The sequence below is a fragment of the Burkholderia sp. AU45388 genome, from assembly GCF_030481585.1.
Lineage (GTDB): Bacteria > Pseudomonadota > Gammaproteobacteria > Burkholderiales > Burkholderiaceae > Burkholderia > Burkholderia sola.
In genome coordinates this window covers 557913-575585 of record NZ_JAUJPV010000002.1, presented here as the reverse complement: position 1 = coordinate 575585, position 17673 = coordinate 557913, and the positions used below count along the sequence as shown (strand labels likewise).

Annotated in this window: 17 protein-coding genes; 4 read left to right on the top strand and 13 right to left on the bottom strand. The window is 66.9% G+C overall.

Annotation, left to right across the window (positions count from 1 at the left end; genetic code table 11):
- Nucleotides 1-24: 24 nt before the first annotated feature.
- Nucleotides 25-684, bottom strand: a complete 660-nt coding sequence (locus tag QZM72_RS06510; RefSeq protein ID WP_301737566.1) for a carbonic anhydrase — start codon at nucleotides 682-684, stop codon at nucleotides 25-27.
- 113 nt (nucleotides 685-797) lie between these two features.
- Between QZM72_RS06510 and cynR the strand changes: the two genes are divergently transcribed.
- Entirely contained in the window at nucleotides 798-1727 is a 930-nt protein-coding gene (cynR, locus tag QZM72_RS06505; protein WP_089468985.1) for a transcriptional regulator CynR, read from the top strand.
- Nucleotides 1728-1832: 105 nt separating this feature from the next.
- Here cynR and QZM72_RS06500 read toward each other — a convergent pair whose 3' ends face one another.
- Nucleotides 1833-2036, bottom strand: a complete 204-nt coding sequence (locus tag QZM72_RS06500) for a hypothetical protein (protein WP_301737565.1) — start codon at nucleotides 2034-2036, stop codon at nucleotides 1833-1835.
- Between the two features lie 34 nt (nucleotides 2037-2070).
- The gene (locus QZM72_RS06495) at nucleotides 2071-3390 is read right to left on the bottom strand and encodes a DUF3422 family protein (protein WP_301737564.1); all 1320 of its coding nucleotides are present in this window, start codon (nucleotides 3388-3390) and stop codon (nucleotides 2071-2073) included.
- A gap of 161 nt (nucleotides 3391-3551) precedes the next feature.
- Between QZM72_RS06495 and QZM72_RS06490 the strand changes: the two genes are divergently transcribed.
- Nucleotides 3552-4427 carry a LysR family transcriptional regulator gene (locus tag QZM72_RS06490; RefSeq protein ID WP_027782171.1) on the top strand — a complete coding sequence of 292 codons (876 nt, stop codon included), beginning with the start codon at nucleotides 3552-3554 and terminating at the stop codon, nucleotides 4425-4427.
- Between the two features lie 27 nt (nucleotides 4428-4454).
- Here the strand turns inward: QZM72_RS06490 and QZM72_RS06485 are convergent, their stop codons facing one another.
- On the bottom strand, nucleotides 4455-5021 hold the full coding sequence (locus tag QZM72_RS06485; RefSeq protein WP_301737563.1) for a hypothetical protein: 567 nt from the start codon (nucleotides 5019-5021) through the stop codon (nucleotides 4455-4457).
- A gap of 128 nt (nucleotides 5022-5149) precedes the next feature.
- Nucleotides 5150-5500, bottom strand: coding sequence for a hypothetical protein (locus tag QZM72_RS35595; RefSeq protein ID WP_367620026.1), 351 nt, complete (start codon nucleotides 5498-5500; stop codon nucleotides 5150-5152).
- A 484-nt stretch (nucleotides 5501-5984) separates the two neighbouring features.
- On the opposite strand from QZM72_RS35595, the gene blaOXA reads away from it, so the two are divergent.
- Nucleotides 5985-6797: an OXA-1043 family class D beta-lactamase gene (gene blaOXA / locus QZM72_RS06475; RefSeq protein WP_301737719.1), complete on the top strand. Its 813-nt coding sequence runs from the start codon at nucleotides 5985-5987 to the stop codon at nucleotides 6795-6797.
- Nucleotides 6794-7933, top strand: a complete 1140-nt coding sequence (locus QZM72_RS06470; protein WP_301737561.1) for an acyltransferase — start codon at nucleotides 6794-6796, stop codon at nucleotides 7931-7933. The genes blaOXA and QZM72_RS06470 overlap by 4 nt, the downstream gene beginning before the upstream one ends.
- Before the next feature lie 171 nt (nucleotides 7934-8104).
- Here the strand turns inward: QZM72_RS06470 and QZM72_RS06465 are convergent, their stop codons facing one another.
- The 8 genes from QZM72_RS06465 to wecC all read right to left on the bottom strand — a co-directional run bounded on the left by QZM72_RS06465 (nucleotide 8105) and on the right by wecC (nucleotide 17646).
- Complete coding sequence (locus tag QZM72_RS06465) at nucleotides 8105-8692, bottom strand: class I SAM-dependent methyltransferase (protein ID WP_301737560.1); 588 nt, start codon at nucleotides 8690-8692, stop codon at nucleotides 8105-8107.
- 451 nt (nucleotides 8693-9143) lie between these two features.
- Complete coding sequence (gene poxB, locus QZM72_RS06460) at nucleotides 9144-10865, bottom strand: ubiquinone-dependent pyruvate dehydrogenase (RefSeq protein WP_301737559.1); 1722 nt, start codon at nucleotides 10863-10865, stop codon at nucleotides 9144-9146.
- A gap of 485 nt (nucleotides 10866-11350) precedes the next feature.
- Nucleotides 11351-12106 carry a heparin lyase I family protein gene (locus QZM72_RS06455; protein WP_301737558.1) on the bottom strand — a complete coding sequence of 252 codons (756 nt, stop codon included), beginning with the start codon at nucleotides 12104-12106 and terminating at the stop codon, nucleotides 11351-11353.
- Nucleotides 12096-12860 carry a WecB/TagA/CpsF family glycosyltransferase gene (locus QZM72_RS06450; RefSeq protein WP_301737557.1) on the bottom strand — a complete coding sequence of 255 codons (765 nt, stop codon included), beginning with the start codon at nucleotides 12858-12860 and terminating at the stop codon, nucleotides 12096-12098. Before QZM72_RS06450 ends, QZM72_RS06455 begins: the two co-directional genes overlap by 11 nt.
- Complete coding sequence (locus tag QZM72_RS06445; protein ID WP_301737556.1) at nucleotides 12857-13873, bottom strand: glycosyltransferase family 4 protein; 1017 nt, start codon at nucleotides 13871-13873, stop codon at nucleotides 12857-12859. The genes QZM72_RS06450 and QZM72_RS06445 overlap by 4 nt, the downstream gene beginning before the upstream one ends.
- A complete protein-coding gene (locus QZM72_RS06440; protein WP_301737555.1) occupies nucleotides 13870-15117 on the bottom strand; it encodes a hypothetical protein in 1248 nt (415 codons plus the stop codon). Before QZM72_RS06440 ends, QZM72_RS06445 begins: the two co-directional genes overlap by 4 nt.
- Nucleotides 15114-16382 carry a hypothetical protein gene (locus QZM72_RS06435; protein WP_301737554.1) on the bottom strand — a complete coding sequence of 423 codons (1269 nt, stop codon included), beginning with the start codon at nucleotides 16380-16382 and terminating at the stop codon, nucleotides 15114-15116. Before QZM72_RS06435 ends, QZM72_RS06440 begins: the two co-directional genes overlap by 4 nt.
- A 19-nt stretch (nucleotides 16383-16401) precedes the next feature.
- On the bottom strand, nucleotides 16402-17646 hold the full coding sequence (gene wecC, locus QZM72_RS06430; RefSeq protein ID WP_089468972.1) for a UDP-N-acetyl-D-mannosamine dehydrogenase: 1245 nt from the start codon (nucleotides 17644-17646) through the stop codon (nucleotides 16402-16404).
- Nucleotides 17647-17673 lie beyond the last annotated feature (27 nt).

Below are 17673 nucleotides of genomic sequence, written 5' to 3'. Positions count from 1 at the left end.
TAGTGGAGTGGGAGCGGGGGCGATTCAGGCCGCGACGGGCTGCGTCGCGGGGGTGGCACGGACGCCGGGATGGTCCGCGAGGGGCACGAACCGGCCGCTCGCGCCGTCGTAGGCGTCGATGCAGCCCGATTCGATGTCGTAGACCCAGCCGTGCAGCGCGAGACGCCCTTCCTCGAGCGCGAGCCGCACGGCAGGGTGCGTCTTCAGGTTGGCCAGTTGCGCGACGACGTTCTCGCGCACCATCGAATCGATCCGTTCGCGTTCGCTGCGATGCGAGCGCGCCTCGTTCACGACCCGCGCCGAATCGGCATAGCGCAGCCAGTGGCCGACGGCCGGCATGTGATCCATGCACTGGCAGGTCGCGATCGCGGTCATCGCGCCGCAATCGGAATGCCCGCAGATCACGACGTCGGTCACGCGCAGCGCGGCAACCGCATATTCGACCGACGCCGACACGCCGCCCGGCTCCGGGCCGTACGACGGCACGATGTTGCCCGCGTTGCGGATCACGAACAGGTCGCCCGGTTCGCGCTGCGTGACGAGCTCGGGCACGAGCCGGCTGTCCGAACACGAGATGAACAGCGCCCGCGGGTGCTGGCTGCGCGCGAGATCGCGAAACAGCGCGGCGCGCGCCGGATACGCGTCGCGCTGGAACTTCAGGAAGCCTTCGATGATGTCCTTCATCGCGTGTTCTCCGGTGCCGGTGGAATCGATGAAGGACAGGTTACGCCCGGCTTCCGATAACGTAAAAGACTGATTTATGATCCGATGGATAAGCACGACTTATAGGAGCCGCCATGCTGCTGCGCCACATCCACTATTTCCTGGCCGTCGCCGAACACCGCAGCTTCACGCGCGCGGCCGCCGCGCTGCACGTGTCGCAGCCCGCGCTGTCGCAGCAGATCCGCCAGCTCGAGGACACGCTCGGCGCGCAGTTGTTCGACCGCACCGGGCGCGTCACGCGGCTGACCGATGCCGGCGACGTGTATTTCCGCCATGCGCGGCAGGCGCTGCACGATCTCGCCGAGGGCCGGCGGGCCATTCACGACGTGCAGGATCTGAGCCGCGGCTCGCTGCGCGTCGCGGTCACGCCGACCTTCACGAGCTATCTCGTCGGGCCGCTCGTCGAGGCCTTTCACGGCCGCTACCCGGACGTGTCGCTATCGATACGCGAGATGTCGCAGGACCGCATGGAAGCGCTGCTCGGCGACGGCGAGCTCGATGTCGGCATTGCATTCGACGAGGTGCAGGCGGCGGATATCGATGCGCAAACGCTGCTGGTCGAAACGCTCGCGCTCGTCGTGAACCGCGGGCACGCGCTCGCCGGCAAACGCAAGGCCGGGCTGCACGCGCTGCACGACGCGCCGCTCGTGCTGCTCACCGCGGAGTTCGCGACGCGCACGCAGATCGACCGCTATTTCCGCGCGCACGGCGTGCAGCCGCGCGTGCTGATGGAAGCGAATTCGCTCGGTGCGGTGATCGAAATCGTGCGCCGCACGACTCTCGCGACGCTGCTGCCGGCAACGATCGCGGCAGGGCACGACGATCTCGTCGCGGTCGCGCTCGATCCGGCCGTGCTGCGGCGCACGGCCGTGCTGCTGCAGCGCAAGGGCGCGTACCGAAGCGCGGCCGCGCGTGCGTTCGTCGAGCTGGCGCTCGCGCAGGGGGCGGAAAATTCGAAGGGGGAAGGCAGGGCGCGTGCAACACGCAGAAAGGCGGCCGGCTGAACGCAGTCGCGCGGAACGGAAGACGAACCGTCCCGCGCGGACGTCCGGCGTTTCAGTCGAACGAAACGCCGACGGGACGTCGAAACGACGCGAACGATACGCGCGTCAGTTGTACCCGAGGATCGCCACGGCCGCGACCTCCGGCCGATCGATCGTATTGCCGACGAGCGAGGTCATCGGTTCCTGCAGCACGGCCCGATACGAGCTCACGCGTGCTTCTTCCGGCGTACCCGCGTCGTCCGCGGCCGGTTCGTCGAACGTGGCATCGAAGCCGCTATCAAAACCCGTTTGCTTCTGCGAAAAAGTCATCTCCACTCCTTTGCCTTGATATGTCGTCGATGTTCTAGCCAGCCTGCTTCAACGCCGCCGCAGGCACGGGCGCGCCGTCATGCGCGGCCTCGGACCGCGCGAGCTGTGCACGCGTGCGCCGCGTGATGTGGATCACCGCGAACACGACCGGCGCGATCAGCAGCCCTTCCGCCAATTCGGGATCGACCGGCAGGTTCATCACGTGCAGCGCCTTGAACGCCGCCGTCGCGAGCGACAGCACGTAGTAAGAAATGGCGGCCACCGACAGCCCTTCGACCGCGTGCTGCAAATGAAGCTGGTTGCGCGCGGTGCGCTCCATGCCGGCCAGCAGGCGCGTCACGTCCTTTTCCTGCGCGAGATTCACGCGGGTGCGCAGCAGGTCGACCGCGCGCGCGATCCGCGCGGCGATCTGCTCGTGACGCGCCCACACGCTGCGGCAGGTTTCCATCGCCGGCGCGAAGCGCCGCTCCATGAATTCGGCGATCGTCGGCATCCCTTCGATACGCTCCTCGCGCAACTCATGGATGCGGGCCAGCACGAGCTTTTCGTACGCGCGCGACGCGCTGAAGCGCGCGCCCGCACCCGACAACGATTCGACCCGCACCGCGAGATGCGTAAGCTTGACGAGCAGCGCCGTGTCGTCGCCATCGGCGCCGCTCGCGTCCATCCGCTGCATCAACGCATGCAGCGCCGCGTGGATCTCGTCGAGCTCGCGGCTCATCCGGCGCGCGACGGGCAGCGCAAGCAGCGCCATCATCCGGTACGTTTCGATTTCATACAGGCGCTGCAACAGCCGGCCGCCCTGCTCCTCGCGGAAATCCTCGTCGACGACGAGAAAACGCATGAAACCGTCGTCGCGCACGTGCCAGTCGCAGAACACCTTGCCGCCGCCGAGCACGCAGCTGCCGACGAGCGCGGGCCCGTCGATCCAGCGCCGCAGGTCGCCGCACACGCGCCGCGCGGCGTCGCCCGACAGCAATTCCATCCGCACCGCGACGAAACGGATGCCGGCCAGCCGCGCGAACCACGCGGCCGGAATGCCGTCGATCGCGAGATCGTCGAAATAACCGGTGTCGCGACGCGGCGCGACGAACGTGAAGGTCGAGAATTCGGTGTGGCGCTCCCACTTCAGATGCCAGCCGCACGGCGACTGCACCGCATAGTGCGTCGCGCCTTCGTGCGGCGCGTCGATGCCGGTATCGCGGCACAGCGCATGCAGCAGCGTTTCGTGGAGGTCGGGCTGCCCGTCCGCATAGATCGCGTAATGCGTGAGCGACACGGCTTCGGCGAGCCGCAGGAACGGCCGGGCATGCAATTCCGCGGCCAGTGCGGCGCGCAACGGATGGTCCATCATCGATTCACCACGCTTCCCTGTTCAGTCCTGCCGGCCGGATCATCCGGCCCGACCGCCGCGTCCCGCTCGCGCGAAACGCCAGCGCGATTGCACTATGGCAGACACACAGCAACAATAAAAACGCATAATGCTGATCGTTACGTTCAGTTTTCCTGATACCCATGAAGATGCTCGATCACGACGTGCTGGCCACCGTCGTCGCCGTCGCGGAAACCGGCAACATGACCCGCGCGGCCGAGGCCGTGAACCGCTCGCAGTCGGCCGTGAGCATGCAGATCAAGAGCCTGGAAGACGCGATCGGCCGGCCGCTGTTCGTGCGCAAGCCGCGCAGCATCGTGCTGACGCGCGAGGGCGAGGTGCTGCTGGGATTCGCCCGGCGAATGCTGGCGCTGCGCGACGAGGCATGGGCGGCCGTGGTGCGGCCGGAAGTGACCGGCAAGGTGGTGATCGGCGTGCCGGACGACTATGCGTCGTCGCTGCTGCCGTCGGTGCTGAAGAAATTCTCCGCGACCTACCCGAAGGTCGAGATTCAGGTAATGGGGCTGCCGAGCAGCGCGCTCGCGCCGCTGATCAAGGAGGGCACCGTCGATCTCGTGTGCGGGACGCGCATCAAGGGGCTCACCGGCGACTTCATCCGCCACGAGCCGATGGCGTGGGCCGCGATGACGAACGGGCCGCGCGTGTGGGAGGAACGGCCGCTGCCGATCGCGGTGTTCATGCCCGGCAGCGTCGCCCGCGAGAACGCGATCCGCAGCCTCGAACGCGCGAAAGTGCCGTACCGCACGTCGTATGAAAGCCCGAGCCTGCTCGGCCTGCTCAGCATGGTCGAAGCCGGCCTCGCGGTCGCGCCGCTCGCCCGTTGCGCGATCCCCGCGCAACTGTCGATGCTCGGCCGCTCGCACGGGCTGCCCGACCTGCCGCCGCTCGAGCTGATCCTCGCACGCAGCACGAAGTCGAAACGGCCGCCGTGCGACTTCCTCGCGGAACAATTGATGGAAGACCTGCAGCGGCAGACCGGGCAGACCGGCGACGCGTGAGCCGGCCGGCGCTCGCTCGCCGCGGCGTCACCGATGGCCGGTCGTGCCATGCCCGGCCGCGAGCAACGCCGCATTGACGATGGCCGCCACCGTATCGACGAGCGCTTCCAGCGTGTCGCCGTGCACGTGGCGCTCCGCGGGCGAAACGTGCTCGCTGCGCCGGCCGCCCCACTGGGAGCCGGCCGTGACCGACAGCGTCGCGCTGAACCGGTGGCCGTGCCGCCGGCCGAAGACGCCGATCCGCCGCTCGGCGACGTAAGCCTGTTCGGGAAGAAACAATCGGATCTCGACCGCCACTTGATCGGGGTCGGTCGCGCACGCGTCCGTATCGAACGCCGGCGCGAATACTTTGACGATGCGAAACGTCACGTGGGAATCCCACGCGGCGAGCGGCCCGCCGGCCGCATCGACGCGTTCGGCGTCGACCGACCACTGATGGCGATCAGGCACCCGAATCGCCTGGCGCAGCAGCACGTCAGCCGCGCGAACCGTCACCATCAACTGCCGGGCAAGCTGCCTGCCCGATGGCAACGCCGCGGTATGCGCGCGACGGGCAGCCGGGCGCGCGATACGCACTTCTTCCGTAAGGTACATAGGCCCTCCCTGTTCAGGGGTAGCGCCGCGTTCGACGCAGCGCACAAACGTCCACCGTCACCGGCCGGCGGACAGCACGGCGGCCGGCGAATCGGCGGCGGATTAGCCGAGCAATCGCCGTTCCCGGCTCAACGGGCGGTGGGCAAAACCCGCAACGGGCGGGCGACCGGCCCGATCACCGCGTCGACTTGCTGCGCGATCAGCGTGTGCAGCGTGAAATCCAGATCTTCCGGCGCGATGTCGAAGTGCACGTGAATCATGTTGCGCACGGCGCGCGCGCCGACGACATGCACGCCGAGCGGAGAATGAAGCAACGCGGCAAGCGGGGCGGGCGCGGTCGCGGCGGAGTCGGCCGTCAGCGTGACGGGCAATTGCAGGCGCGGGCGCGGCGCCGGGAACGGCACGGCGTTGGGGGATGCGCCGGCACGCAACCGGCGGCCGGGGACATCGAACGCTGGAAAGGGATGAATGAAGGTCATGGCGCGGACGGAAGCCGTCTCGGCTGTTCGACACGTACCCAGCTTAGAAGAGACCGTATCAATGCCGTGCAAAAAAACGGGTCGGTCGTGCAAAAAACGGCAGGCATGCGCCGGGATCGCGCCCCGTACGTCGCGCTGGCGGCGCCGGCGCCGGGCAGCCACGTCGACGCCCGATCGGCCGTTTGGCGGACTCGGCTCGCCGGGTTCGCGGCGATATGCCGCGCGCTTTCCACCCGTTGCCTGCAACCATGACCGTCCGGTGATGAGCGTGTGATCGACATGAGCCACGTGAACCGGTGAAGGTCGCATGCACCCCGTCAACCATGACAGGTCGACAGCCGGCGATCCGCCGATACACTGTGAGCCACTCCCGACGGCCGCGATCTCCCTCGTTCATCGATGCCGGCCGTCGCTTCGATTGCGCACGGGGTCATCCTCCTGCTTCCCGTCCGCCCCGCACACCTTCCGCACACGTTCCAAGGAGCTGCACTTGAAGCACTGGCATTACACGCTGCTCGCCTGCGCCGGCCTGCTGGCCGCCACGTCCTCTCACGCCCATCCCGTCTGCACCGTCGTCGCCGACGCCACCACCGGCAAGGTGCTCGTGCAGCAGGGTGACTGCACGACCCGCGTGACGCCGGCATCGACGTTCAAGGTCGCCATCAGCCTGATGGGCTTCGACGCCGGCGTGCTGAAGGACGCGCACACGCCCACGCTCGATTTCCACGCTGGCTACCCCGACTGGGGCGGCGCGCCGTGGCGCGAACCGACCGATCCGGCGCGCTGGATGAAGCTGTCGATCTTCTGGTATTCGGAGCAGGTCACGCAGGCGCTCGGGCAGGCGCGCTTCCAGCAGTACACGAGCGCGTTCGGCTACGGCAACGCCGACGCCACCAGCCAGCAGGGCGAATTCCCCGGCATGATGGGCGCATGGGTCAATTCGTCGCTACGAATTTCGCCGCTCGAACAGGTCGCGTTCATGCGCAAGATCGCGCAGCGGACGCTGCCCGTCAGCGCGCACGCATACGACATGACTGGTCGGATCACGCTGCTCGACGCGCAACCGGGCGGCTGGACCGTGCATGGCAAGACCGGCACCGGCTCCCCGGGCATCAAGTACGACGCTGCACACGCGTACGGCTGGTTCGTCGGCTGGGCGACGAAGGGGTCGCGCACGCTGGTGTTCGCGAACCTGATCCAGGACGACGAGCGGCAAACGCCGAATGCCGGCCTGCGCTCGCGCGACACGTTCCTCGCGGCGCTGCCGACACTGGCCGACCCGACCCGGCCGCAATGAGCGCCGTCCCCCGCAACGCCCGGATCGACCTGTTGCGCGGCGTCTCGATCCTCCTCGTTCTGCTGCATCACTTCAACATCGCGTATCCGCTGCGCGACACCGCGCTCGCGCACGTGCTCGGCTGGGACACGATTCATGCGATCGTGCGCAACGGCAACTACGGCGTGACGATGTTCTTCGCGATCTCGGGCTACCTGATCACGTCGAACGCGCGCCGCCGCTGGGGTCGCCTCGACGCGCTCGACGTGCGCGCATTCTACGTGTCGCGCATTGCGCGGATCGTCCCGTGCCTGCTTCTGCTGCTCGCGCTCGTCAACGGCTTAGCGGCGGCCGGCGTGCCGATCTTCACGAACCACGCGCCGCAGGGCATCGCCGTGTCGTACTGGCTCGTGAATCTGGCATCGCTCACGTTCTGGATGAACGTGCTGATCGGCGCTTACGGATGGGTCAACTACGCGCTCGGCGTGTTGTGGTCGCTATCGGTGGAAGAGGTGTTCTATCTGTCGTTTCCGCTGCTGTGCATCGCGCTGCGCCGCGACGCGCGGCTGTTCGCGTTCTGGCTGCTGATTGCGGCGATCGGTCCCGTGTACCGCTTTACGCATCCGGGCGACGAAGGCGGCTTCCTGTATGCGTACTTCGCCTGCTTCGACGGCATCGCGATCGGCTGCTGTACCGCGCTGCTCGCCGAACGCGCGCGCTGGCAGGTGCTCGCGGCCGCGCCCGTGCAATGGCTCGCGGCAACCGCGATGACGGTGCTCTATCTCGCGTGGCCGATCGCGGAAAGCCATGTGCTCGGCGTATCGGCGATGGCGCTCGGCACGGCCGTGCTGCTGATCGGCGCGCATGCCGAACCCGCATCCGCTCACGGCCGCCTGCTCGCGCCGCTGCGCTGGAGCGGCCGGCTCAGCTACGAGCTGTATCTGTTCCATCTGATCGTGCTCGGCGCGCTGCGCACGTTCTGGCCGCCGTCCGCCACGCATGGCGACGACAAGCTGGCGCTGCTCGTCGCGTATCTGGCGCTGTCGTCGGTATTGAGCGCGGTCATCGCACGCGGCTATGCAACGCCGCTCGATCGCGTCATCAAGCGCGTCGCGTCGCGGCCCGCGGCGCAGGTACCGGACAGCGCGCGCGTCTAGCTTCTCCACGTGGCGGCGAGCAAAGCAAAAACCGGCCAGGGCTCGGCTGTATCGCAATCGCAAACACGATGCAGGAATCCGAAGCGGGGACAAGATGAAGGGAAACCGCAAGAATCGGCATGGCCGATGACCGGATGCGGCGCCCCGCGACGGCGCCCCGCGCGGCCGGAATCAGCCGGCGTATGCTGCGACGCAGCGCACGGTCACGATGCGCGCGGGCGGAAGATTGGCCCACACGATCCGGCTGTCGCATGCGACGAATGCCGAATCGCCCAGCGGATGACGGCCGGGCGCGCGCAGGTCGTAGGTGAATTGAATCATCACGCCGTCGGCCGACAGCACGCGATGGCACTGACCGACGATCGCCGCGACGTCCTCGCGCGGCAGCGTGCGCAGCGGCAGGCACGACACGATCGCATCGACCGTGGCGCCCGCGGGCAACAGCCGCTCGAGCCGCCGGGCGTCGCCCGATACGATCGAGATACCGGGAAAGCGTCGCCGCAGATGCTGCACGAACGCCGGCGAACGTTCGACCACCACGAGGCGCCGTGGCGCAACGCCGCGTTCGAGCAATGCCGCGGTGATCGCGCCGGTGCCGCCGCCGAGTTCGACGACCAGCCCGTCGCCGTCCGGCACCGCATCGGCCATCTCGCGCGCCAGATGTCGCGAACTCGGGCACAACGCACCCACCGCGGCCGGCCGGCCGACCCACTCGCGCACGAACAGTGCCGAGACACGCCACGCGTTCGGCCACGTCATCGGCGGGCCTCCGCCGTTCGTGCGGTCGGCGGCGGCGTGCCGATGACCGCGCGGAACAGGGCTACGGCGACACGGGCAAGTTTCATGCGCATCCTCCTGGGAGAATCGGTCCGCCGCAGGACGCGCGACGGTCAATCGATTCTAGGAAACGCAAACTTAAGGCGACGTGAAGATCGACCCTGATTCGCCTGATCAATGCGTGCCGGGTCAACGCTTGGCGGGTTCCCGCAAGTGCACTGGATAGCGCGCGAACGATCCGGATCGGCCGCAGTACGGCGTCGTTCGCGTCGAAATCACCGGACGTCGCCACCACGGCGAGCGAAATGGGGCCAGTATGTTGGCGCGCTTGCTCGCTGCCGCCACCGTTCGCCGAAGCCGTGCGCGCGTGGGCGGCACAGCCCGCGTGCTGTCACCCGCGCGCCATGGCCGCCACGCGACGCGCGACCCGCCGTCACCGCAAGTTGGTTCTCGCCAGCTCGACGATCTCGTCGCCGCGCCCGCTGAGAATCGCGCGCAGCATGAACAGGCTGAAACCCTTCGCATGGGCGAGTTCGATCTTCGGCGGCATCGCGAGCTCGTACTTCGACGTGACGACGTCGACCACCGCCGGCCCGTCATGCTCGAACGCCGTGCGTAGCGCGTGCTCGACGTTCTCCGAATGCTCGACGCGCACGCTGAAGATACCGGCGCCCTTCGCGATCGCCGCGAAGTCGGTCGGGCTCAGGTCGACGTTCGTGTCGAGATAGCCGGCCGCCTTCAGTTCCATCGACACGAAGCCGAGCAGGCTGTTGTTGTACACGACGACCTTGATCGGCAGCTTGAGCTGGCGCGCGCTCAGCAGATCGCCGAGCAGCATCGACAGCCCGCCGTCGCCCGACAGCGACACGACCTGACGCCCCGGATGCGCGCCCTGCGCGCCGAGCGCCTGCGGCATCGCGTTCGCCATCGATCCGTGGTTGAACGAGCCGTGCAGTTGCCGCTTGCCGTTCATCGTCAGGTAACGCGCGGCCCATAGCGTCGGCGTGCCGACGTCGGCCGTGAAGATCGCATCCTCCGCCGCGACTTCGTCGACGATCTTCGTCAGGTACTGCGGATGAATCGCGCGGCCCGGCGGCTCGGCCACCGCGAGATCGTCGAGCCCCTTGCGCGCGGCCGCGTAGTGCTTCAGCGCATTCTCGAGGAAGCGCCGCTGCGTCTTGCGCGTGAGCCGCGGCAGCAGCGCCGCGATCGTTTCCTTCACGGTGCCGACGAGCCCCAGCGCGAGCGGTGCGCGATGGCCGAGCTGCGAGCCCTTCCAGTCGATCTGGGCGATCTTCGCGTTCGCCGGATAGAACGGCCGGTACGGGAAATCCGTGCCGAGCATCAGCAGCGTGTCGCAGGATTCCATCGCGTGATAGCCGGAGCTGAAGCCGATCAACCCCGTCATCCCGACGTCGAAAGGGTTGTCCCACTCGACGAACTGCTTGCCGCGCAGCGCATGGACGACCGGCGCGCCGAGCGTGTCGGCCAGCGCGACCACTTCGTCGTGCGCGCCCTGCGTGCCGCTGCCACACAGCAGCGTGACCGCGTCGGACGCGTTGAGCAGCGCCGCGAGCCGGTCGAGATCGGCATCGGCCGGCAGGATCGACGGCGGCGCCGATTCGCTCCACGCCGGCGCCTCGTCCGGGCCGTCGCCGAGCGCGATGTCGCCCGGCAGCACGATCACCGCCACGCCGCGCTCCTCGATCGCGGTGCGCATCGCCCGTGCCAGCACGCGCGGGAACTGCGACGCGTTCGTCACGAGTTCGGCGAAGTGGCTGCATTCGCGGAACAGCTCCTGCGGATGGGTTTCCTGGAAATAGCCGAGACCGATTTCGGTGGACGGAATGTGCGCGGCGATCGCGAGCACCGGCTGGTGATTGCGGTGGCAGTCGTACAGCCCGTTGATCAGGTGCAGGTTACCGGGGCCGCAACTGCCCGCGCACACCGCGAGCCGCCCGGTAGACGCGGCATCGGCGCCGGCCGCGAACGCCGCGCTTTCCTCGTGCCGCGTATGCATCCAGCGGACCGAGCCGATCTGGCTCAGGCTGAACGACAGGCCGTTCAGGCTGTCGCCCGTCACGCCCCAGATGCGCTCGACGCCCGCTGCCGCCAGCGTCTTCGCCAGGTATTCCGCCATCGTCTGTCTTGCCATGATGCCCTCGCTCGTTGATCGGTTGTCGATTGATCCGGCTCCGGCGTCTGCTGCCTTCGCCGCTGACGGAACGAGCATACGCGATCGCGCCAGGCGGCGTCGTGACGGTGCAGCGGCATGCGCGACAGCGCGGCTGCGGCCGTCCAGACGGCTCGGGCGCCCTTTGGGCGAGGTTGGATGCGTGGGGATCGGCGGCGAGCGTCCGCCCAGTTGCCCGCGGTGCCTGCACTACACCGGCAGCGCATGCGTCGACAGAATTTCCCCGAACACCGCAATCTAATTTCATTGCGCGAGCCCACTTTTTCACGAACCGAAATTACTTCATCTTCGAGCGAATCGCCGATAACGTAGACCGCCGCGATTTGATTTCGCACGCTCATTTCCCGCATTTCTGACTATTATTTTTTCTCGGCGGTGCACCGCTTGCCGGCCGCGCCCGAACGGCGAGCCCTGCGTGAAGCCGATATCGCCTTGCCCACCGCGACCTACCGCAATACCTGCATCTCGATGTCGCCGTAATACATCGTCCGGTCGGCCACGTCGGAGGGGCGCGTCGTCCACCACCATTTGTACAGGCCGAGCTTGAAGTAAGCCTGGCGTTCGTTCGGAAACGCGTTGGGTACGCCAGCCGCATGCACGACGCGCTCGCCGTTCCGGAACACCTCGGTCAGCGCGTCGACGCCGCGATCGTCCGGGCGATACCGCAGCACCCATCGAACCATTCGCCCTCTGTCCGCCGACGGATCGCCGAACGCAAACGACCGGCTCGGCGTACCCGGCGCGCCGCGCACGTCGACTTCGTATGCCCCGGCGTTCAGCAGCAACGCGAATGGCGGTGATCCGTCGTTGCTACCCTGATGCAACTGCGCGATGAGTTCCGGCTGTCGAGCATCGAACCGGTAGTCGGCGGGAATCACCGTCGACCAGCGCACTTCGTAGTCGCGTCCGTTGACGAAACGAAACACCGGAAAGAAGCTGACCTCCGAACGCGGCGTCCCGCTCGCCACGTCGCTGAAGTCCTGCGAGCGGCTCATCGTCACCCTCAATAGCGGGCCGTGAATCCCGGGGATGCCGCCGGTCGCGATGTTCCGGGGTGCCGGCGCCTGCAGACGCAGCCGCGGATCGACGCCGCGCGCCCAGTCCGATCGATAGAAGTGCGTTTCCTCAGGCGAGCCGCCATACGGGCCTGCCTGACACGCCGATGCGATAAGGCAGGCGGCAAGCACGACTCTACTGCGCATCGACCGCTTCCTTTCGTCGCCACAATCGCAACACATATGCGCCCGTCAGCATCATCAGGAACCGGCTGTTGGTCGACAGATAGCGCTTCCACATCCGCCTCGGCTCCTGGATCACGCGGAACGCCCATTCGAGGCCGCCGCGCTGCATCCACAGCGGCGCCCGCCTCACCTTCCCGGCCACCACGTCGAACGTCCCGCCTACGCCCATCACGAAATCGACGCCCAACTGCGCTTTCCAGCGATTGATGAAATTCTCCTTGCGCGGCGACGTGATCGCGACGAACAGCAACCGCGCGCCCGAGCGACGGATGTCGTCGACGACCGCCTGTTCATCGTTCCAGAAATAGCCGTGGTGATATCCCGCGATCGGCAGTCGCGGATACCGCGCCGCCGTCACCGCGACAACCCGCTCCACGACTTCCTGCGTCGCGCCGAGCAGATAGACCGGCAGCCCTTTCGTTTCGGCCAGTGCGAGCAAGCGCTGGAAAAGGTCCACGCCCGCGACGCGCTCCGGCACCGGGATACCGAGCAGCCGCGCGCCCCACACGACGCCCATGCCGTCGACGTTGACGATGTCGCACGCGCGGACCGACGCGGCAAGCGCCGCGTCGCGCTGCAGGTGAACGACCTTCGCGACGTTGACGACCACGTGCTGCGTGAATTCCCGCTTCTCGACTCTCGTATCGATCCAGTCGACCGTCTCGTTCATCGACATCAGATCGATCGGGCATGAAAAGAATTCGGCACGGTTCATTGCATGGCCTCGTTATCGCGTTTTTCGGTAGTCCGCGCCGCGCGGGAGAATCTCAGCGTCGGGCAGAGCGACGCATACAGCGTCTTCAACTTCGTGGACACATCGGCGGAGAAGTACCCGAGCGCCGCGAGCCGCGCGCGACCGTTGGATCGCATGCCGGCCTTCAGCACATCCGCCAGCTCGTTCGTGAGCCGGCCCGCGTCGTGATCGAACACGACCATGCCGGGCGACACACCGTCGAGCAGATGCCGCACGTTGCCGACATCGACCGATACCACCGGCAGATTGACCGCCATCGCCTCCTTGACCGATTGCGGCGAGCCTTCGCGGGTCGACGTCATCAGCAGGCACGCGGCACGCGCCAGCAGGTCGCGCACCTCGTCTCGCTCGAGGCCGTCGATATGCCGTTCCTGCACCCGGATGCCGTGCTGTTCCGACAGTTGCCGCAGCACCTGCGCAAACAGCGGATAGTTCTTTTCCGGACGTTGCGCGGAAGACGGAAACACGACGACAGGCAACGCGGATTCAATGCACGCATCATCGCGGTGCTCGACGAACACCGTCTCGTCGACTGCGCACGGAATCGTCTCGCAGTGCCGGCACAGCCGGCGCAAACGCGACGAAATTTCCGCACTCACGCCAATGCATGCGTGCGCGAAGCAGGCCATCGTTTTCGACACGACCCGCATCCACAACGGGCCGAGGATGTCGGTGCCGTGGAATGTGATGACGATTCGCGCCCGCGTCAGCAGGCGAACCAGCGGCGCGGAGCACGCGCTGAGGCCGAAGTGGTAGTGCACGATGTCGTATCGTCCCGCGCGCGCCGCCCTCCAGACCTGTCCGATCGATCGCAGGTATTCGACCTTGCCGCGATACCCTTCGATGACGAGCACGTCGACCGTGCAGCCCCCCGAACGCCGGAGCGCCTCGACCTGCTCGGTCACGAACACGCCTTGCCATGGGCTCGCGCGGTTGCTGCCGAAATACATGTTCGTGACGACGAGAATCTTCATGAGCGAACCTCCACCGCACCATGGCGAGACGCGCGGGCGGCCCCCGGCCGCCCCCATGAAAACGCGTACATGGCCAGCAATGCGGAAAATACGTAAGACGGCGACACGAATGCCATCGAGAAGATGTTGTCGAAGCAAAACGCACCGACGAGGTAGAACCAGACGGCCGGCTTGCGCCGTGCCTGTCCGTAGGCCATCACGAACACGAGCCACGCGATCGCGCCGACCACGCCCATCTCGACGAACAGGTGCGGATAGAACGTGTCGGTGGTCTTCAACAGCCCGCCGAGCCCATACCAGTCGAAGTGATAAAGCGGGTACAGCGGCGACGAGAATTTGACCGACGCCGGGCCGCCGAAGCTGCCCAGCCCCTCGCCGAGCAGATTGCCGTTGCGGATCGACTCGAACATCACGCGATAGGACTCGGCGCGCGCCGAATTGCCCGCGACGACATAGAACAGGATCTTCGCCATGCCGACCTTCAACAGCGAATCGAGTACGCCCATCGCCATCAGCACGAGCGTCGCGCCCGCAATACCGGCCGCGGCCAGCCAGGCGCGCACGTCCCTGACGTTCCTCACGAACGGATAGAACGCCAGCGCCGCGAACAGCTTGAACGAGAAGCCGAGCAATCCGAAGAACAGAAAGCCCCACGACGCCATCGCCGCGCGGCGGCCGGACCAGTACCAGCGGCACAGCAGGAAGGCGCAGAGATTGATGAAGCTGAATTCCGAGAAGAATCCCATCCATCCCTGTGCGCGCAGGAACAGCCCCGAGTCGATCCGGACCGGCATGAACAACGGCAGCCCGCTCGCGTACGAAGCATAGAAGTACAACTGGAATAGATCGTTGCTGACGACCACGCCGATGAACGTCTTGACCAGCACGTCGAGCCGGTCGCGGTACGGGAAGATCGCCACCGTGATCGCGACCGGAAAGAGGAAGCGGACGAGTTCCTCGACGCCCGCCGCCTTATTGAACGACAGCAGCATGCCGATGCACAGCGACACCGCGACGGGCAGCACAACGACGGCCAGCCGATGAACGCGCGGACGCAGCAGGATCGCCGCGAACACCAGCGCGAACGCGCTCATCTTGACGACCTGCGAGCGATCGTCGTCGAGCGTGAGCAACGTATCGCTGACGCAGAAGACGAAATACGCCAACGCCAGCAGGCCGGCGCCCAGGTCGGCGACCCGCGAGCGACGATCCACCATCGCCGGCGCTCGAATCGCGACGCTCATGGGCGCACTCCCGACGCGACCGCAACGTTGCCTACGCTGTTCGATGCCGCATACGCGGAACATACCCGTCGCGCATGCAAGACCACGATCCCGTTCCGGATCAGCGTGACCACGATGGCCGACGCGAGCATGCAAAAGAACCCGGCTTCGCCGCCGATCGCGACGCTGCCGCCGAGCAACGCGACGAACAGCGCCGACGTACCGAGGTTGATCCGCGCGGTGACGGCGCTTTTCTCGAACGCCATCATCACGTTGCTGCCCACCACGCCGAGCACGCCGGCCGCGCACTGAATCGCCAGCAATGCACCGCCCGCGAGCGTCATGGACGTGTCCGGGCTATCCAGCCCCGCCCGATAAGTCAGCCCCACCACGATCGCCAGATTCGCGACGAGCACGACCACATTCGACCGCCCGATATTCCGCCGCATCGCGCCCAGCGTCGTATCCAGCGGCGCCTTGTCCCTCTTCCGCCTCACGAGATCGGGCAACTGCGCGATCGAGATGGCGCGCGGCAGCAGGTTGCCGACCGCCGTCACCGACGCGAACAGCGACAGCATCCCCGCGAACGACGCACCGCACATCGCCTTGGCCGCCGGCACGGTCGCCAGCGCGATACCGCCGGACAGGAAATTGGTCAGCCCGAACTGCAGCCCCTTCATGTCGATACGCGCCGAGAACACGCCACGCGCCGGCGCACCGATCGCGACGAACATCGCGACGGCCACCACGATCAGCGAGAGCGCCAGGCACATCGATGCCGAATAGCCGTAACGCGTGCCGGCCTGGAGCATCGCGCACGAACCGGCGATCAGCACGCAGTCGAACGCAATCGTGATCCGGTAGCGACGCGTCGACACGAAGAAATGCCGCGCAAGCTGATACACGGTCCAGCCCCACATCAATGCGATCACGCCGCCGAGATCGAACGCGAGAAGGCCGCTCGCGGATACCAGCACGCACGCGAACGTGGCGGCCACGGTCGTCCATCCCGCCATCGACACCAGCGAGTAGAACGCGTCGCGCGCCGCCTGCCGCCCGTCGCTGGCCGGCACGCGCACCAGGATCAGCGTCGCCCAGCCGATGGCCGTGAAGAAGCCGATCATCTGCGCGATCGACATGTTGGACGCCGCATGTCCGAGTTCGTCCAGCGAATAGATTCGCTGGATGACCCAGAACGTCAGCACGCGATACAGGCCCGGCGCGCCCGTACAGACGAGCGCCTCGAGACGGCCCAGCAGCTTTCCGGCATCGGCGTTCCGCATCATGACGCGTGCATCCCGTCCGTCACGCGCGCGCCAGCACGCCGCGCGTGTCGATCACGACCTTGGTCTGCAGCCGCACCGGGTCCATGCGACGGAACGGCGCGTGATCGACGAGGATGACGATCACGTCGGCTTCCGCCAGCGCGGTATGCAGATCGCAGAGCCGGGCCTTTGCCTCGAGCGACGCCGGCAACGCGTCGACGTTCGGTTCGACGACCAGCAGCGTCGCGTCGGTATGCTCGGCGAGCGCGTCGACGATCTCCATCGCCGGGCTCTCGCGCAGATCGTCGATATCGGCCTTGAACGCCAGGCCGAGACACGCGATCACCGGCTCGCGAAAACGGCTCGCCGCATGCCGCACGCGCTGAACCACGAAATGCGGCTTGTCGTCGTTCACATGGCGCGCGGTGCGAATCAACCGCGCATGCTCCGGCGCCGAATCGACGATGAACCACGGGTCGACCGCGATGCAATGTCCGCCGACGCCCGGCCCCGGCTGGAGCACGCTCACGCGCGGATGGCGGTTCGCCAGCCGGATCAGTTCCCACACGTTGATGTCGAGGTGGTCGCAGATCACCGAGAGCTCGTTGGCGAACGCGATGTTCACGTCGCGGAACGAGTTCTCGGTCAGCTTGCACATTTCGGCCGTACGCGCATCGGTCAGGATGCACTCGCCGCGCACGAACACCGCGTACAACTCCTGTGCACGCGCGCCGCACTTGCGCGTCATCCCGCCGATCACGCGGTCGTTCTCCACGAGCTCGCGCACCACGTGGCCCGGCAGCACGCGCTCCGGACAATGCGCGATACGGATGTCCGAGCGCTCGCCGGCCTGCTGCGGGAACGTCAGATCCGGGCGTTGCGCCGCGAGCCACGCCGCCATCCGCTCGGTCGCACCGACCGGCGACGTCGACTCCAGCACCACCAGATCGCCCTTCTTCAACACCGGAGCAATCGACCGGCACGCGGCTTCGATGTAACTCAGGTCGGGCTTGTTGCCGTCGGTAAACGGCGTCGGCACCGCGATCAGGAACGCATCGGCCGGCTCGGGCGCCGTCGTCGCACGCAGATGGCCCTGCGTCACGGCCGCATGCACGAGCATGTCGAGCTCGGGTTCGACGATGTGAATCTGGCCGCGATTGATCGTGTCGACCGCATGTTGCGACACGTCGACGCCGATCACGCTTTTACGACGTGCGGCAAATGCCGCTGCGGTAGGCAGGCCGATATAGCCCAGCCCGATGACGGAAACGGTTTCGAATGACATGAATGAGCTTCTCCAGACGTCAGGGAA